Annotated in this window: 13 protein-coding genes; 9 read left to right on the top strand and 4 right to left on the bottom strand. The window is 70.9% G+C overall.

All coding sequences use genetic code 11. The features are described from left to right. Positions 1-23 precede the first annotated feature (23 nt). From DOE79_RS17485 to DOE79_RS17445, 9 genes are all read left to right on the top strand, one after another. A complete protein-coding gene (locus tag DOE79_RS17485) occupies positions 24-857 on the top strand; it encodes an ABC transporter permease (RefSeq protein ID WP_245976998.1) in 834 nt (277 codons plus the stop codon). A 129-nt stretch (positions 858-986) separates the two neighbouring features. Continuing rightward, positions 987-2,084, top strand: a complete 1,098-nt coding sequence (locus DOE79_RS17480) for an ABC transporter substrate-binding protein (RefSeq protein WP_120339581.1) — start codon at positions 987-989, stop codon at positions 2,082-2,084. 209 nt (positions 2,085-2,293) lie between these two features. Beyond that, positions 2,294-3,376, top strand: coding sequence for an LLM class flavin-dependent oxidoreductase (locus DOE79_RS17475; protein ID WP_120339580.1), 1,083 nt, complete (start codon positions 2,294-2,296; stop codon positions 3,374-3,376). After that, a complete protein-coding gene (locus DOE79_RS17470; RefSeq protein WP_120339579.1) occupies positions 3,373-4,080 on the top strand; it encodes a cysteine hydrolase family protein in 708 nt (235 codons plus the stop codon). Before DOE79_RS17475 ends, DOE79_RS17470 begins: the two co-directional genes overlap by 4 nt. Further along, positions 4,077-5,432, top strand: coding sequence for an NtaA/DmoA family FMN-dependent monooxygenase (locus tag DOE79_RS17465; protein ID WP_120339578.1), 1,356 nt, complete (start codon positions 4,077-4,079; stop codon positions 5,430-5,432). The genes DOE79_RS17470 and DOE79_RS17465 overlap by 4 nt, the downstream gene beginning before the upstream one ends. Next, positions 5,429-7,042: an MFS transporter gene (locus DOE79_RS17460; RefSeq protein WP_120339577.1), complete on the top strand. Its 1,614-nt coding sequence runs from the start codon at positions 5,429-5,431 to the stop codon at positions 7,040-7,042. The genes DOE79_RS17465 and DOE79_RS17460 overlap by 4 nt, the downstream gene beginning before the upstream one ends. 272 nt (positions 7,043-7,314) lie before the next feature. Continuing rightward, positions 7,315-7,992 (top strand): response regulator transcription factor, encoded by a 678-nt coding sequence (locus DOE79_RS17455; protein WP_120339576.1) that lies wholly within the window; start codon positions 7,315-7,317, stop codon positions 7,990-7,992. After that, the gene (locus tag DOE79_RS17450) at positions 7,985-9,418 is read left to right on the top strand and encodes a sensor histidine kinase (protein ID WP_245976997.1); all 1,434 of its coding nucleotides are present in this window, start codon (positions 7,985-7,987) and stop codon (positions 9,416-9,418) included. The genes DOE79_RS17455 and DOE79_RS17450 overlap by 8 nt, the downstream gene beginning before the upstream one ends. Before the next feature lie 143 nt (positions 9,419-9,561). After that, positions 9,562-10,155, top strand: coding sequence for a PepSY domain-containing protein (locus DOE79_RS17445; protein WP_120339574.1), 594 nt, complete (start codon positions 9,562-9,564; stop codon positions 10,153-10,155). Positions 10,156-10,187: 32 nt separating this feature from the next. On the opposite strand, the gene DOE79_RS17440 is transcribed toward DOE79_RS17445, so the two are convergent. From DOE79_RS17440 to DOE79_RS17425, 4 genes are all read right to left on the bottom strand, one after another. After that, on the bottom strand, positions 10,188-10,721 hold the full coding sequence (locus DOE79_RS17440) for a hypothetical protein (protein WP_120339573.1): 534 nt from the start codon (positions 10,719-10,721) through the stop codon (positions 10,188-10,190). A gap of 124 nt (positions 10,722-10,845) precedes the next feature. Next, the gene (locus DOE79_RS17435; protein WP_120339572.1) at positions 10,846-12,027 is read right to left on the bottom strand and encodes an NmrA family NAD(P)-binding protein; all 1,182 of its coding nucleotides are present in this window, start codon (positions 12,025-12,027) and stop codon (positions 10,846-10,848) included. A gap of 114 nt (positions 12,028-12,141) precedes the next feature. Next, entirely contained in the window at positions 12,142-14,241 is a 2,100-nt protein-coding gene (locus tag DOE79_RS17430; RefSeq protein ID WP_120339571.1) for an alpha-galactosidase, read from the bottom strand. 728 nt (positions 14,242-14,969) lie between these two features. After that, on the bottom strand, positions 14,970-16,301 hold the full coding sequence (locus tag DOE79_RS17425) for an ABC transporter substrate-binding protein (protein ID WP_120339570.1): 1,332 nt from the start codon (positions 16,299-16,301) through the stop codon (positions 14,970-14,972). Positions 16,302-16,339 lie beyond the last annotated feature (38 nt).

Here is a 16,339-nt window from a genome sequence, read left to right as displayed (position 1 = left end):
CCGCAACGATTCAGGAGAGCCCCGTGACCGCACCCGCGGCCCCGCCCGCCCAGAAGTCCGCCACCAAGTCCGGCCTGCCCAAACAGCTCGGCTTCCTGCGCCCGGCCTATTGGCTGCCGCTCGCGGTGCTGCTGGTGGCGCTGGGTTTCCTGTGGACCATCACCGCCGCCGACAGCCCGTACCTGCTCCCGCCGCTCGCGTCGGTCGGTGAGGCGCTGGCCGCCAACCCCGGTTTCTACCTCAGCAACGCGTGGGCCACCCTCGCCGTGGCGCTGGTCGGCCTGGCCATCGGCTTCGTCGCCTCGTTCATCCTTGCGGTGCTCGTCTCCGAACTGCCCATCGCGCGCCGGGCCATCATGCCCATCGCCGTGGTGCTCAGCGTCACCCCGCTCGTGGCCATCGCCCCGGCCCTGGTGGTGGCGTTCGGCTTCGGCCCGGAGCCCAAGCTCATCGTCACCGCGCTGATCTGCTTCTTCCCCATCCTCATCAACGTCGCCACCGGCCTCCGCTCGGTCTCCCCCGCCGTGCTGCAGGTCTTCACCACCCTGCACGCCTCACGCCTCGAGATGCTCTGGCACGTGCGGATGCCCAGCGCCCTGCCCTACCTCTTCACCGCCCTGCGCGTGGTGTTCCCGCTCTCGATCATCGGCGCCGTGGTCGCTGAGCTCTCCGCCCCGGGCGCCGCCGAGGGCCTCGGCACCGTGATCAGCGTCGCCTCCTCGAACAACCGCCTCGCCGTGGTCTACGCGGCCATCCTGTGCCTGGCGATCATGGGCTCGCTGCTGCTGCTCATCATCACCGCCATCGAGGACCGCGTGCTGCACTGGCACGAGTCCCGCCAGGGCGCCACGAGCTGACACCCCCGAACCTTTTCTGCCGCAGCACCCGCAGCATCCGCACCACAGCCCTGTTTCATGCGTACCCGTTTCACGCACTGCCTCCCGCATCACCCGTCCCCTCTTCCCCCACCGCACCAGGAGACCGCCATGCCCATTCGCCCCACCCACGCGTTGGCCGCCGTTGCCATCGCCGCCCTCACCCTCGGCCTCGCCGCCTGTAGCCCGGCCGCCGACGATGCCCCCTCCACCGACACGGCCGCCGCCGCCAGCGCCATCTCGGCCGACCGCTGCGAGCTGAACAAGGCCGCCGGCACCATCAACTTCCTCACCGGGTACCAGTACCAGGCGTCGGTGTCGATCCTCAACATCATCGCCGCCGACCACCTGGGCTACTTCGACGCCCTGTGCCTCGACGTCGACATCCAGCCCGGCACCGGTGACACCAGCCAGAACGCCCAGCTGCTCGCCTCCGGCCAAGTCACCATCACGAGCGTCGACGAGCAGAACCTCATCACCGCGCAGGACAACGGCATTGACGTCACCGGCATCGCCACCTACTCCAACGTGGGCCTGGAGATCCTGATGACCGGCACCGACGTGACCGACCTCAAGCAGCTCGACGGCACCATCCTGGGCCAGAAGGGCAACCTGCCGCCGGCCGTGGGCGCCATGCTCACCAACGCGGGGGCCGACCTCGCGTCGATCCAGCAGGTTGTCGTGGGCTATGACCCCTCGATCCTGCCGCGCGGCCAGGTGGACTCGCTCACCGGCTTCATCTCCAACGAGCCCAACCTGCTCGAAGCCGCCGGCGAAGACGTCACCGTCTGGCGCCCCTACGACTTCGGCGTGGCCGGGTCGCTCGGCAGCCTCGCCGTGAACAACGAGTTCGCCGCCGATAACCCCACCGCGGTCGAAGACTTCCTGCGCGCCAGCCAGCACGCCTTCGACTACTGCGGGGAGAACGGCGAGGAGTGCGTCGACTTCGCCGCCGAACTCTCCGGTGAGGGCTTCGACGCCGCGCACAACCTCAAGGTCTGGACCACCGAGTACGACATCGTCGTCGACAACCAGGCCACGGATGCCCCGATCGGCCTGATCGACTTCGACAACGTCACCGCCGAGTCCGGGTTCCTCGTGGACAGCGGCCAGATCGCCACCGCACCGGCCGACCCCACCGCCTACTTCGACAACAGCTTCATCGAGGCGATCTACGACGGCACCACCCTCATCTGGCCGGCCCCGTAACCCGGCTCACCGCAGCGCCGCGCGGACGCGCAGCCTCGCAGCACTGAGTTGCGGACATCCCTCCTTCGTTTTCGCGAACGATGGCGGGATGTCCGCAACTGAACCACCCCCAACCTTCATCTCCCTCCCGCACCACGTCCGTCTCGGCCCTCGCCGTCTCCGTCGCAGCCTCCCCGGTGTTCCACCACAGCAGAGAAAGAGTGTTTCCCATGTCAGCACGCGAGTACGGCGTCTTCCTCCCGATCGGCAACGGCGGGTGGCTGGTGTCCACCACCGCGCCGCACCCAGACGGCAGCTACGAGTACAACAAGACCACCGCGGTGCTCGCCGAGCAGGCCGGCCTCGACTTCGTCATGTCGATGGCCAAGTGGCGCGGCTTCGGCGGCTCGACCGACCACTGGGGCAACACCCTCGAGTCGATGACCATGATGGCGGGCCTGGCCGAGGCCACCGAAAAGGTGAAGATCTGGGCCACCGTACACGCCAACATCCACAGCCCCGCCATCGCCGCGAAGATGTTCGTGACCCTCGACCAGATCTCGAACGGCCGCGCCGGCATGAACATCGTCTCCGGCTCCTACGCCGACGAGTTCGAGCAGATGGGCCTCTGGGACGCGACCATGTCGAAGGAGGCCCGTTACCAGATGGTGGAGGACTGGACCCGGGCCGTCACCCGGCTCTGGACCGAGGACTCCGTGACCATGCAGAGCGACACCTTCACCCTCACCGACTGCGTCTCCCGGCCGCACCCGCGCGTGCAGCCCACCCTGATCAGCGCCGGCCGCTCGCCGCGCGGACGCAAGTTCCAGGCCGAACTCTGCGACGGCGCGTTCCTCTCCGGCGACACCATGGAGGAGCTGCGCGAGTCCTCCCGCGACGTACACGACCAGGCCGCGGCGCTCAATCGTTCCGTGAAGACCTACGCTATGCTCACCGTGGTGATGGGCGACACGGATGCCGACGCCCAGCGACGTGTCGACGTGATCGGCGCCGGCGTCGACGTGGAGGCCCTGGCCAACATGCGGGTCTCCTGGGGCATGCCGCGCGATCGCGCGACCTCCTGGACCGAGTCCGCCACCGGGCAGGACGCCTTCCAGACCCCCTACGTGGTCGGCTCACCCGACACCGTGCTGGGCCACATCAACACCGTCGTCGAGGGGGCCGAACTCGATGGCCTGATGCTCATCTTCCCCGATTACCACGCCGATCTGCCCGCCTTCGGCGAGGCCGTGCTGCCCACCCTCCGGGCCCAGGATGCCGCTCGCCAGACGAGCGGACTGGTCACCTCGTGACCCCCGACGACGCCTTCGTGGGCCTGTCCAACCGGTCCGGCGCCCTGCTCGTCGTGGACGTGCAGCGCTCCTTCGCCGACCTGGGCTACCTCGCCGACTACGGCCTCGACACCGCGGCCGAGGACTCCATCGCCGCGGCCATCCGCAGCACCGCGGGCCTCGTCGACGCCGCCCGCGCGGCGGGCGTGCCCGTGGTCTGGATCGAGCTGGCCTCGGACCCGGACCGGCTCTGGGGCGCCAGCAACTGGTTGCGCGGCCGCGGCTTCGATGAGCCGATGGACGACACCGAACCCTGCGTGATCGGCACGCCCGGCGCCGACTGGTACGGCCTGGAGCCGGCCGCCGGCGAACCGCGCGTTCAGAAACGGCACTACAGCGGCTTCCAGGGCACCGAGCTGCACGCCCTGTTGCAGGGCCTCGGCGTGGTGTGGGTGGCGGTGGCCGGTCTCACCACCGAGTGCTGCATCGCCGCGACCGCCACGGACGCGTTCCAGCTGGACTACCCGGTGCTGATCCCCAGCGACGCCACCGCCGCGTATGAGGTGCGGGTGCACGAGAACGCGCTCGAGATCCTGGCGCTGACCACGGCGCACGTGGTGACGAGCGACGAGCTGGCCGGGTTCTTCCCCGCGCCGGCTGCGGATGCGACGGCGCACGGCGTGCCCGCGGCATCCGTTCTGACCGGTTCGGCGGTGTCGGCATGACCGCGCCCGAGCAGGACCCGAAACACCTGCACCTGGCCTTCGACCTGTCGTTCACGCACTCGGAGGGCCGCTGGGCCCGGCCGGGTTCCTGGACCGGCCGCACCTTTCCCGACGTCAAGATGTTCCAGGAACTCGCGATCACGGCCGAGCGTGGCGGCATCGACATGCTCTTCTTCGGCGACGGCACCGGCCTCCCCGACACCTGGCGCGGCTCCCCCGACGCCGCCGTCGAGTGGGGCGTGCAGTGGCCGCGGCACGACATGAGCCCGTTCATCGCCGCGATGAGCGCCGTGACCCGGAACATCGGCTTCGGACTGACGTATTCCTCCACGTTCATGCATCCGTTCTATGTGGCCCGGCTGCTCAATTCGCTCGACCACGTCACCGGCGGACGCATCGCGTTCAACGTCGTGGCGTCGACCCGGCGAGCGGATGCGGCCAACTACGGCTTCGACGAGCTGCTCGAGCACAGCAAGCGGTACGAGCGCATGGACGAGTTCATTTCGGTGTGCCAGCAGCTCTGGGACTCGGTGGAGCCCGATGCGATCGTGATGGACCGGGAGACCGGCCGGTTCGCCGACCCCGGCAAGGTGCACGCCATCGGGCACCACGGCGACTTCTTCGACGTGCAGGGGCCGCTCACCAGCGTGCCCAGCCCGCAGGGGCACCCGGTGCTCGTGCAGGCCGGCAACTCGCCGCAGGGCATTGCCACGAGCGCTAAGTTCGCCGACCTGATCTTCGGGTTCGGCGGCAACCTGGCCGGCCAGCAGCGGCACCGGTCGCAGCTCGACGTGCAGCTCGCCGCCAACGGGCGCAACCCCGCCGACGTCGGCATCCTCTGGGCCACCCAGCTGGTGATCGGCCGCACCGAAGACGAGGCCACCGCCCGCAAGAAGGAGATGCTCGAGTACTGGGGCGACGAAGCTGTGGGCGCGTATCTCTCCTACAACGCCGGCTACGACTTCTCGACCGTGGGCGACACCATCGTGCTCGGGGAGCTGCAGGCCGAGATCGTGGCCGGCCACGCGTCCCCGTCGGGGTTCGTCGGGCAACTCGTGCAGGAGCTCGGCGCCGACCACTCGCTCTCTCGCACCGAGTTCTTCGAGCGCGGCTGGGAGCACGCGGTGGGCTACAACCAGACCCTCAGCGGCACCGCGTCGCAGCTGGCGGACCAGCTCGAGGAGAACTTCGCGGCCACCGGCTCCCGCGGCGGCTACATGATCGGCAACCCGCTGAGCATGCCCGCCTCGTACACCGACATCATCGACCTGCTGGTGCCGGAGCTCCGCCGCCGCGGCACGATGGGTGCGGCGTACCCCGGCTCGACGCTGCGCGCCAACCTGGCGTCGTGAGCCCCCGCGCGGGCCGGGGCCGCTCGGGCCCCGGCCCGGTCGGCGGCGCAGCCTCCGTCGGCGGCGGCTTGGTCGGCGGCGCAGACTCCGGCGCTGGCCCCGTCTCCGTCGGCGGCGCAGCCTCCGTGAACGGCGCCGGTTCGACGGATGCTGCGGGCGTCCAGGCCGCCGGCCGGGGCCCCTCGCTCGGCGAGCAGACCCTGCTGCTGTGCTGCCTGATCGGCGCCACCCAGATGACCTGGGGCACCATCGTGCCCGCGCTGCCGCTCTATGTGGACCGCTTCGGAGCGACCGCCCTGGTGCTCGGCCCGATCATCGCCGCGTTCGGTTTCGGACGGGTGCTGGCCAACATTCCCGCGGGCATCCTGCTGCGCTGGTGGAAGCCGCGGCCCTACCTGTGGGCGGTGAGCCTGCTTCTCGTGGTGGTGACCGGCCTCACCGGGCTGGCCCCCGGCGCCGACTGGTTGATCGGTGCCCGGGTGTTTGCCGGGGTGCTCGGCGGCGCCGCGATCACCATCGGCTTCGCGATCCTCGTCTCCGGAGCCCCGCCCGCCCGGCGCGGCCGGGTGATGGCCACGGTCACCGCGGTGCAGATGTCGGCCGGGGCGATCGGGTCGTTCCTCGGCGGGCTGGTGCTCACCTGGTTCCCGCTCGAGGTGGTGTTCCTGGTCGCCAGCGTGCCCCTCGCACTTGTTCTCGCCTGGGACGCCGTGCGCCCCGCCGCGCACTACTGGCTCCCCCGCGGCCGCTCCGCGAAGCCGGCGGATGCACCCCGCCCGCTGGTCGAGCCTCCAAAGACACCTCACCAGGTCCACTTCGACAAGCTCAGTACGGCGTCGACAAGCTCGACCGACGAGACGGCCGAGCCCCACAAACCAGGCGCGACCGACGAGATGGTCGCGACCCACACGCGGGCCGCGTCACTCGAGGCCGGCGCGACCCCGACGGTGGTCGAGCCTGTCGAGACCCCGCGGGCCATTCCCGCGTCGCGCCCCGCGGCATCCGAAACCAGCCCCGCGGCGCCCAACTACATCGGCGTCGGCGTCGCCGCGATCGTCATCGCGCTGGCGCTGAGCTCCTTCGCCACCTTCTTCGCCCGGTTCGGCGGCGAGCAGGGGCTCGTGCCGGTGGCGGCCTATGACACCGGCGGTCTCACTCCGCTCACGCTCGGCGTGGCGCTGGCCGCGGCCACTCTGCTGTCCCTGGCCGCGCTGCCCGTGGTGGGCTCGCTCATCGACCGCGGATACCGGCTCGCCGTGCTCGTGCCCGGGGTGATCGCCTCGGCCGCCGCGCTGCTGATCTTCCCGGTCGCCAACGGGCCGTGGCTGTTCGCCCTGGCGATCGTGCTCTACGGCCTGGCCACCAGCGTGGCCGGTATCGTGCCGACGGTGCTCATGAGCGAGGCGGTGCCGGCCCGGCAGAGCGGACTGGTGGTGGGCATCACCCGTACCGCCGGCGACCTCGGCGCGGTCGCGGGGCCGCTCGTGGCCCTGGCGGTCTACGACTCGAACGGGCTCTGGCCGGCGATCCTCGTGATCGTGGCGCTGCTCCTCCTGGCCAACCTGTCGCTGGCCCGGCTGCTCGTGCGCACCCGCCGGCACCGGACGTAGGGCCGATTCAGCGGCGTCGGCCACGTCGGCTCCGCGCGGCGCACACTCAGTTCGCAGCCGCACCGCGACGACGGAGTTCGATGCCGGTGAGCATCAAGCGGGGTTTCGACAGGCTCGACCAACGAGCAGGGCGCACCCACACCTCGCCGCGCGCATTCGCGCCGGTCAGGGCGGTTTCAGCTTGCCTTCAGCGGCATCCGCCAGACTGGGCCGGATGGCCGCGGCAACAGCGGCACCAGACACGACAATACCGACACGACGATGGGGGCCGGATGCGAGTGCTGGTGGTGGAAGACGAGGTGCGGCTGGCGACCGGGCTCAAGCGCGGCCTCGAGGCCGAGGGCTTCGCGGTCGACGTGGCCGGCACCGGGCCCGACGGGCTCTGGCTGGCCCGGGAGAACGAGTACGCCGTGATCCTGCTCGACATCATGCTGCCGGGGCTCAGCGGCTACCGGGTCTGCGAGACCCTGCGCGCCGAACAGAACTGGACCCCGATCCTCATGCTCACCGCCAAGGACGGCGAGTGGGACCAGATCGAGGCGCTCGACACCGGCGCCGACGACTACCTCACCAAACCGTTCTCCTCCGCTGTGCTCCTGGCCCGGATGCGCGCGCTGATCCGTCGCGGCACCACCGCGCGGCCGACCGTGCTGCGAGCCGGCGACCTGCACCTCGACCCGGCCACCCGCCGCGTCAGTCGCGGGGACATCGTTGTCGACATCACCTCCCGGGAGTTCGCCGTGCTCGAGTATCTGATGCGTAACCGGGGCTCCGTGGTGTCCAAACGGGACGTGCTCGACAACGTCTGGGATTTCGATTTCGAGGGCGACCCCAACATCGTGGAGGTGTACGTGCGGCACCTGCGCAACAAGGTGGACCGGCCGTTCGACCGGGCCGCGATCGAGACCTTGCGCGGGGCCGGCTACAGGTTGGCGGCCGACGGTGGCTGAGCCGACGGCCGAACGCCATCCTGCACAAGCGCCCTCCCGGGCCGTGTCGGCGCCCGACCGGCCTACCTCGGCGGCACCCGACCGGCCGGATCGCCGCCGGTCGCTGCGCGGGCGCATCACCGTGGTGGCGACCGCCGTCGTCGGCGTCACCCTCGTGGTGGGTGCTCTGGTCTTCGTGCTCGTGCTGCGCGGCGTTCTGCTCGAGGAGGTGCACGCCGCAGTGGACCGCGACCTCGAGCAGATCGAGCTCGAACTCGCCGCCGGCGGTACCGTCACCGGGCTCGACCCCGACGATGACGACGTGCTCTTCCAGGTGACCGACGCGAACGGCGCTCTCATCGCCGGCAGCGAGGCGCTCGAAGGCCGGCTGCTGGGCGTCACCGATACCACCGACGGCCAGGTCATCCGGGTTGCCGACGAAGACGCCGACTACCTGGTCGTGGTCGAGACGATCGACGGCGACATCACCGTCGTCGCCGGCCACTCCCTCGACAACGTCGACGAATCGGTGAACACCGTCGGAGCGCTCCTTGCGGGCGCCGTTCCCCTCCTGATCGGCATCGTCGCCCTGCTCAGCTGGATCGTGGTCGGGCGTGCGTTGGCCCCCGTCGAACGGATGCGCCGCGAAGTCGACGAGGTCACCGCCACCAGCCTCGACCTGCGTGTGGCCGACTCCGGCCGGTACGACGAGATCGCCCGGCTCGCCACGACCATGAACAACATGCTCGACAGGCTCGACGGGTCGCAGCGAATGCAACGCCAGTTCATTTCGGATGCGTCGCACGAGTTGCGCTCCCCACTCGCGTCACTGCGCCAGTACGCCGAGGTGGCCCGCTCGCATCCCGACCGGATGAGCCTCGAGGACCTCTCGGAGGCCGTGCTCGACGAGGGCGCCCGGCTGGAACGCCTCGTGCAGGGCATGTTGTTGCTCGCCCAGGTGACGGAGCGGTCGCTGCTGGCCACGGGCCGGGCCGTCGACCTCGACGACCTCGTGCTCGCCGAGGCCCGGCGACTGCGCGACAGCATGGCGCTCACCGTCGACGCCACCCACGTGGGTCCCGCCCGGGTGCACGGTGATCAGAATCTGCTCGGCCAGGTGGTGCGCAACCTGGTGGACAACGCGGCCCAGCACGCCTCCGCCCAGGTCACTCTGGCTCTGCAGCTGCAGGCCGGCGAGGCCGTGCTGGTGGTGGAGGACGACGGCCACGGGGTGCCGGCCGCCGAGCGCGAGCGGGTCTTCGAGCGGTTCGTGCGCCTCGACGAGTCGCGAGCCCGCGCATCCGGCGGCACCGGCCTGGGCTTGGCGATCGTGCGGGAAACCGTGCAGGCCCATGGCGGCTCGGTGCGGGTCGGCGCAAGCGACCTCGGCGGCGCCCGCTTCGAGGTGCGGTTGCCGGCGCACGACGACACCCCCGACGACGCCTGACGCGTGCGACACGGGCGCCCGACGATTCTGAAGGCGCCTTCAGCAGGCTTCAGCCTGGCTTCAGCACCGCCCCGCCACACTGAGGCCATCGGGCACGCAAGGATCGTGCCACTGCAATCGCATCAGGACGCAAGGGACACATCGTGAAGAAGAAAACCATCTGGATCACCTCCGCCGTCGTTGGAGCCGTACTCGTTCTCGGTGGCGCCGGCATCGCCGTCGCCGTCACAGACCCGTTCGATCTGGCCGACAACGACCGGCTCAGCGGCACGACCCTCGAGCGGGCCAGCAGCGCAGCCCTGGATGCCGTCGGTTCCGGCGCCGTCACCGACGCCGAAACCAGCGACGGCCTCACCCACGCCTATGAGGTGGAGGTGACTCTCGCCAACGGCGAGGACATCGACGTGGAGCTCGACGAGTCATTCGCGGTCGTACGGGTCGACGGCCGCGCCCCCGCCGACGCATCCGCCCCGGCGGGTTCAACGCCGACGAGCAGCGCCACCCCTGGCTCCGGCGATCTGGCCCCGCTCACGGACGCCGACCGGTCGTCCGCATCGGAGGCGGCCCTGGCCGCCCTGCCCGCCGGCACCGTCGGCATGGTCACCGAGGTCGAGCGCAGCGACGACTTCGACCACGCCTACGAGGTGGAGATCACGCTCGAGAACGGCGAGGACATCGACGTCGAACTCGGGGCTGACTTCGCGGTGGTGAAGATCGACGGCGCACCGGCCGTCTAGTCGCGAAGCCGCGTCGGGCCGCTGCGGGCGGTTCAGGCCACGTGGTCGGCGAACCGGGCCAGCATCGTGGTCCCCCGGCGGGACGACGGCGGCCCGGCCACGGCACCGGGCAGCGTTCCCGCCAGACTGGGGAAAGCACCCTGGGGAGTCCCCGGCACCCGTCCCGGTGTGGCCGGAAGGCTGCCACCCACGTCGGCCCGGCGCACCAGGGCGCGGGCGCGGAGTGTCGAGATGAACAGACGGGCCACGGCGGCCACAAGGGCCAGCGGAGAGCAGACGAGCAGCAGCCCGCCGCCCACCGACGTCAGCTTGTCCAGCACCGCCGCATCCGCACCGATACCGACCAGGCCCAGCTGCAGGAGCAGGAACCCGGTGGCGGCCACGACGAAGGAGAGCACCAGAGCGCTGACGAGGGCAGGGACCCCGGAGCGCTCCCGGCGCAGCATGAGGTTCACCGCGTCGATCACGAACGACACCGTGAACGGAAGCACCGCACAGAGCAGAACGACGGCCGGATAGGCGGCGAATTCGCCGAACACCGCCGCGCCCGAATTCAAACCAGCCATGTGGTCCCCATCTCCTCAGCTATTGCTGCCCGGGTCAGTGACCCAGTGATGACCGTACCAATCGGGGGTCCCCCGGATGGGCATCGGCTGTACCCCAATACGGGTCCCCCACGTTCGGGGAGAATCACAGCCAGGAGTCGCGGTGGTCCTCGATGAAGCGGCGCACGGTTGTGGCGGGCAGGCCGGTCAGCCGGCGGATGTTGCGGTTCGGCAGGCTCAACGCCCGCAGCCGCACCGCTCGGAATACTGCCGACTGCCGGGCGATTTCGTTCGGAGTGGCACCCTGCTCGGCCATCCGCCGCTCGAAGTCGGGCTCGTTCGTCGCCGAGTACCGTATCGGCCGGTCGAGTACCTCGGTGAGCAGCGACGCAAGCTGTGCGTACCCCAGCGCCTGCTCGCCAGAGAGGGCGTAGGTCTTCCGCAGATGTCCGGGCTCACCGAGCACCCGCGCGGCGACCCGAGCCACATCCCGCCCGTCCACGAACGCCACCCGGGCGGCGGCGGCCGGTACGGCGAGCTCGCGGCGCCGGCGAATGTCGTCCCGGAAGCCGGTGCTCAGGCTCTGCAGCAGAACGTTCGGCCGCAGCACCGTATAGGGCGCGCGGGTGCGTTTGAGGTAGCGCTCAACGTCGTGCTGCGGCGAGCGGGCCTGCAGTGGCACGCCCTGTGGCGACAGGAACACGATCTGGCGCACCCCGTTCTCCATGGCCGTGTCGATGAAGGGAATCAGCGTGCGACCCACCTCGCCGATGGTCGGCGGCAGCATCAGGAACACCCGGTCGACCCCTCCGAGCGCGCTCGACCAGGTGCCTCGGTCGGCGAAGTCGAAGGCCCGCACGGTTGCCGCCGAAGCTCCGGCCGGCGAGGCGGCTGAGACGGTATGAGCCGGATGCCCGGCCGCGGCGAGCGCCCCCGCCCGTCCGCTCGGGGCGGCGGCGGCGGCCCCGGCACCGGGCTTGCGGGTGGGGTTCTGCAGGGGCTTCTGGTTGGGCGCTCGGAGCGGTTTCCCGAGCGGCCGGCCCGGGCCGGCGCCGTCCGCGCGTGCGCCGCCGGCTCTGCTGCCGGCGCCACCGCCGGGCACACCCGCGCCGAATCCGCTGCCGCCGGCCTCACTCCGGACGGAGACACCGCTGGCGCGTCGAGCGCCGTCGGCGATCCAGGCGCGCGGGTCGCGCATCCCGGCCACCACGGACTCACCGGCCTCGAGGAGGGCGTCGACGACGGCCCGGCCGATGGTGCCGGAGGCCCCGGTGACCAGGACGCCCCCGGGTCGGCGCGGCGCGGGTGCGGTGCGGGCGTCGGTCATGTCCATTACGTTAGCGCCGCGAGAGCCCCTCGCAGCTCGCGAGAGCGGGCGTGTGGCTACCTCAGGGCCACGAGGCAGCCAGACGGGCCCTCTCTCGAGAGCAGGCGGGGCGAGTCAGACCGCATCAAGGGTGAACAGGGCGGCCTGCTCGGGGGTGAGCAGCGGGGCGGGAAGGCCTACCCGGCTCAGCACAGCGCCGGTGAGCACCAGCTCGGCTGCGCCCTGGGCCAGCCAGGCCGGCGGCACGGTCTGCATGGCGTGTGGAGCCGGGCCCACGAGCAACGCCTGCACCCGGTAGCGCCGCTCGGGGTCGAGCCCGGCGAACCGGATCGGCGCGGGCAGCGCGGCCCGGGGGGCGGCCAACGCGACCTGCGCGAACACCGCGGAGGACGCATCCGCCGCCACGACGCCGTGCAGTTCGATCGCCGGGTCGGACCCGTCGGTGTGCACCACGACCCCGCTGTGCAGCAGCGCGCGTCGCTCCTTGTACACCGCGATCCAGGCGGCGATCTGGTCGAGCTCGGCCGGGCTGGCCTGGGTGAGGTCCCACTCGATTCCGGCGCTGCCGAACAGCGCCGTGGCCAGCCGGAACCCCAGCGCGGAGGTGCGACCGGTGGTGTGCGCGGTCGCGGCGCCGAGGTGGCCACCCAGGTACTCCGGCGGCACGAGCACGCTCGTGTAGCGCTGGATCTGCTGGCGCTCCAGCGGGTCGTTGGTGTCGCTGGTCCAGACCCGGTCCACCCGCTCGAGGATGCCCAGGTCGATGCGTGCGCCGCCGGAGGCGCAGGACTCGATCTCCAGGCCTGGCTGCGCGGCGCGCACGGCGTCGATCAGCCGGTACAGCGCGGCGGTCTGCCGGTGCGCTGACCCGCCGAGCAGGTCCCGGTTGTGGTCCCACTTGAGGTAGCTGATCGGGTATTCCGCGAGCAGTGCGGTGAGGCGTTCTAGCAGCCAGGCGAACGCGTCGGGGTTGCCGAGGTCGAGCACGCGCTGGCCGCGCCAGGTGGGCGCGGCGGCGGAGCCGAGCAGCCAGTCCGGGTGCGCGCGGGCCAGGTCGGAGTCGGGGTTGACCATCTCGGGTTCCACCCAGAGACCGAAGTCGAGGCCCGCGTCGGTGACACGACGCACCAGCGGGTGCAGGCCCTCCGGCCACTTGGCGGCGTCCACGAACCAGTCACCGAGCGCACGCTGGTCGTCGGTGCGGCCGGAGAACCAGCCGTCGTCGAGCACGAAGCGCTCCACGCCCACCCGGGCGGCGGCGTCGACGAGGCGGCCGAGGGTCTCCAGGTCGTGGTCGAAGTACACGGCCTCCCAGGTGTTCAGCAGCACCGGGCGCGGCCCGCGCACGGTCGACCAGGACCGGATCCACGGGTGCAGGCGTGCGCTGAGCCCGTCGAGGCCGGTATCGGAGTACACCGCCACGGTCCACGGGCTGGTGTAGCTCTCGCCGGCGCCGAGGCTGAGTTCGCCGGGCGCGAGCAGTTCACCGGCGCCGAGCACGGCGTAACCGAGCGCGCTGCGTTCGGCCCAGACGCGCTTGTCTCCGCTCCAGGCCAGGTGCACGGCCCAGACCTCGCCGTGCCGGAACCCGAAACCGGGCGTGCCGGCCACGGTGAGGTACGAGTCGTCGTGGCCGGGCCGGCCGTGCCGGGACTCCCGGCTCCAGACGCCGTGCCCGAGGGTGCTGCGCTGCGGGCGGCGTTCGTGGCTCCACAGTCCGGTGAAGTCGAGGATCTCCCCCGCCCGGTCGGGCACCGGCAGGATGGCGTCGAGGCCGGCGAGCTCGAAGCCGCTGTGGCCGGTGTTCGTGAGGGTGTGCCGCAGACGCAGCACGCCCTGCACGGTCAGTTCGAGTTCGGTGGCGACGGTGACGGATGCGGCAGCATCCGTCATCTCGACGGTCACCGCGTTCGCGCCCCGCGCCCGCACGTCGACGAGCTCGAGGGCCAGGTCGGTGTGTCCCGCCCCGGGGCGGAACCCGCCGAGGCCGGGGCGTCCGCTCCAGCCCTCGTGCAGGGTCGGCAGCAGGGAGAGCCGGAGCGGCGAGTCGATCGAGCTGGGGCCCACGGGCGGCACGCTCGCCGCGGCCAGGGTCTGCAATTCGGGGTCGGTCAGCTCGCCGAGGTCGGCGCCCCAGTGCACGATCACCGGGGCGCCCGGCCCGGTGGCATCGAGGATGAGGCTGGTGCCTGCGGCGCGGAGGTGGTGGATCATGACACTGCTTTCTTCGATGGTTATGGGGAACGATATCTGTCTACCCGGGCGCTCCTGCCGATCTGCCGCCTCGAGTTGCGCGGGCAACCCGCCGCTGCGCGGGAGGCACGCCACCGGCGTAGCGGCGCCACACCCGCGCACCGCCGAACGCCGGCCACACGCCGCTGCGCGGGTCACGCGCCGGTACGCGGGTCACACGCCGCTACGAGGGTCACGCGCCATCCTGACCCGATACCGCGACGGAGCCCAGCGGAGCTGCGCAGGCCACACGCCGCTGCGCGGGAGGCACGCCGCCCGCGTAGTGGCGCCATACCCGCGCACCGCCGAACGCGGGCCACACGCCGGTACGCGGGTCACACGCCATCCTGAGCCGATACCGCGACGGAGCCCAGCGGAGCTGCGCAGGTCACACGCCGCTACGCGGGGGGCACGCCACCGGCGTAGTGGCGCCACACCCGCGCACCGCCGAACGCGGGCCACACGCCGGTACGCGGGTCACACGCCATCCTGAGCCGACACCGCGACGGAGCCCAGCGGAGCTGCGCGGGTCACACGCCACTACGCTGGTGGCACGCCGCCCGCGTAACGGCGCCATACCCGCGCACCGCCGGGAGCCGACCGGAGCCGCCGGGAGCGCCCCTCGCGGGTGGAACCGCCCGGCAGACGACCGTACCGCCCGGCGCGAATTGCGCCGGGCGGTACGGGTGACTCAGGCGAAACGGCGGTGCCTACTCCTTGACGGGAATGGACTGCGCCTGCAGGGCCTTGATGGTGGCGCTCTGACCGGTGGTGAGGGCCTCGGCGAGGGTGCCGTTGCCGCTCACTGCGGCCTTGAAGCCGTCCGAGACGTCGTTGTACGTCTGGGTCATGGTCGGACCCCAGACGAAGTCGCTGGAGACCTCGCCGGATGCCTTCGCGAAGACGTCGTAGATCGGCTGGTTGCCGTAGAACTCCACGCCTTCCTTGAGAACGGGCAGGTCGAGTCCGTCCTTGGCGGCCGGGTACAGGTTGGCCGACTCGTTGAGCATGGTGAGCGACTCGCTGGAGCTGTTCAGCCACAGGGCGAACTGCGCGGCTTCGTACGGGTGCTTGGAGCCGGTGAACACAGCGGTGGACGAGCCACCCCAGTTGCCACTGGCCTCATCGCCGGCTTCCCACTGCGGGGAGGCCGCGACGGCCCACTTGCCCGCGGTGTCGGGCGCGCCGCTGGCGATGGAGTTCGCACCCCAGGCTGCGGAGTTCCAGGTCCAGGCTGCGCCGGTGTTGTAGGCGTTGTCCCACTCGGTGGTCCACGGCGGCTGTGTCGAGACGAGGTCCCGGTCGATCAGGTCCTGCCAGTAGTCGGCGACCTTGATGGACTCGTCGCCGGTCAGGTCGACGTTCCAGTCGGTGCCGTCGTTGCCGAACCAGGTGCCGCCGGCCTGCCAGACGAGTCCGGCGAACTGGTTGATGTCACTCTGCGAGAAGTTGGTGATGTACGAGCCCGTGGCGCGCACCTGCTCGGCCGCCGTGGCGAACTCGGCCCAGGTGGTGGGGATCGCGATGTTGTTGGCTTCGAAGAGGTCGGCGCGGTAGAACATGGCCATGGGGCCGGAGTCCTGCGGGATCGCGTAGACGGAGTCGTCCTCGTTGAAGCTGACCTGGCCCCAGGTCCAGTCCACGAAGTCGGACTTGGCATCCATGACGCCGTCGCAGGATGCGAGGTTCATCAGGCCGTCCTGCACGCGGAAGTTGGGCAGGGCGTCGTACTCGATCTGGCCGAGGTCGGGCGCGTTGCCGGCTTCGAGCTGGTTGAAGAAGTTGGCGTAGGTGCCGCCGTTGCCGTTCGGGCCGGTCTGCACGGCAACCTGGATGTCGGGGTTGGCCTTGTTCCAGACGTCGACGACGTCTTCGATGCCGGGGATCCACGACGTGAAGGTCAGGTTGACCTTGCCATCGGAGGGAGCACAGTCGGCAGCATCGGCGCTGCCGCCGGTCGATGCGGCGGTGGAGCAGCCGGTGAGGGCGACCGTCGCAGCGGTGAGCAGGGCAACAGTGGCCGCTCTTTTCGTGATTCGCATTGTTTTCCTTTGTTGGGTTTTCGCTGAAAAGGAGTGGT

Origin of the sequence: Cryobacterium soli (assembly GCF_003611035.1) — a bacterium.
Classification (GTDB): domain Bacteria; phylum Actinomycetota; class Actinomycetes; order Actinomycetales; family Microbacteriaceae; genus Cryobacterium; species Cryobacterium soli.
Note: the sequence above shows the minus strand (reverse complement) of the source record. Positions and strands in the feature narration are given on the sequence as shown.

What these genes read in the sequence shown, in the direction of transcription:
- DOE79_RS17480 (WP_120339581.1), top strand. Translation starts at nt 987, where the DNA reads ATGCCCATTCGCCCCACCCACGCGTTGGCCGCCGTTGCCATCGCCGCC.
- DOE79_RS17475 (WP_120339580.1), top strand. Translation starts at nt 2,294, where the DNA reads ATGTCAGCACGCGAGTACGGCGTCTTCCTCCCGATCGGCAACGGCGGG.
- DOE79_RS17465 (WP_120339578.1), top strand. Translation starts at nt 4,077, where the DNA reads ATGACCGCGCCCGAGCAGGACCCGAAACACCTGCACCTGGCCTTCGAC.
- DOE79_RS17455 (WP_120339576.1), top strand. Translation starts at nt 7,315, where the DNA reads ATGCGAGTGCTGGTGGTGGAAGACGAGGTGCGGCTGGCGACCGGGCTC.
- DOE79_RS17440 (WP_120339573.1), bottom strand. Translation starts at nt 10,721, where the DNA reads ATGGCTGGTTTGAATTCGGGCGCGGCGGTGTTCGGCGAATTCGCCGCC.
- DOE79_RS17435 (WP_120339572.1), bottom strand. Translation starts at nt 12,027, where the DNA reads ATGACCGACGCCCGCACCGCACCCGCGCCGCGCCGACCCGGGGGCGTC.
- DOE79_RS17430 (WP_120339571.1), bottom strand. Translation starts at nt 14,241, where the DNA reads ATGATCCACCACCTCCGCGCCGCAGGCACCAGCCTCATCCTCGATGCC.
- DOE79_RS17425 (WP_120339570.1), bottom strand. Translation starts at nt 16,301, where the DNA reads ATGCGAATCACGAAAAGAGCGGCCACTGTTGCCCTGCTCACCGCTGCG.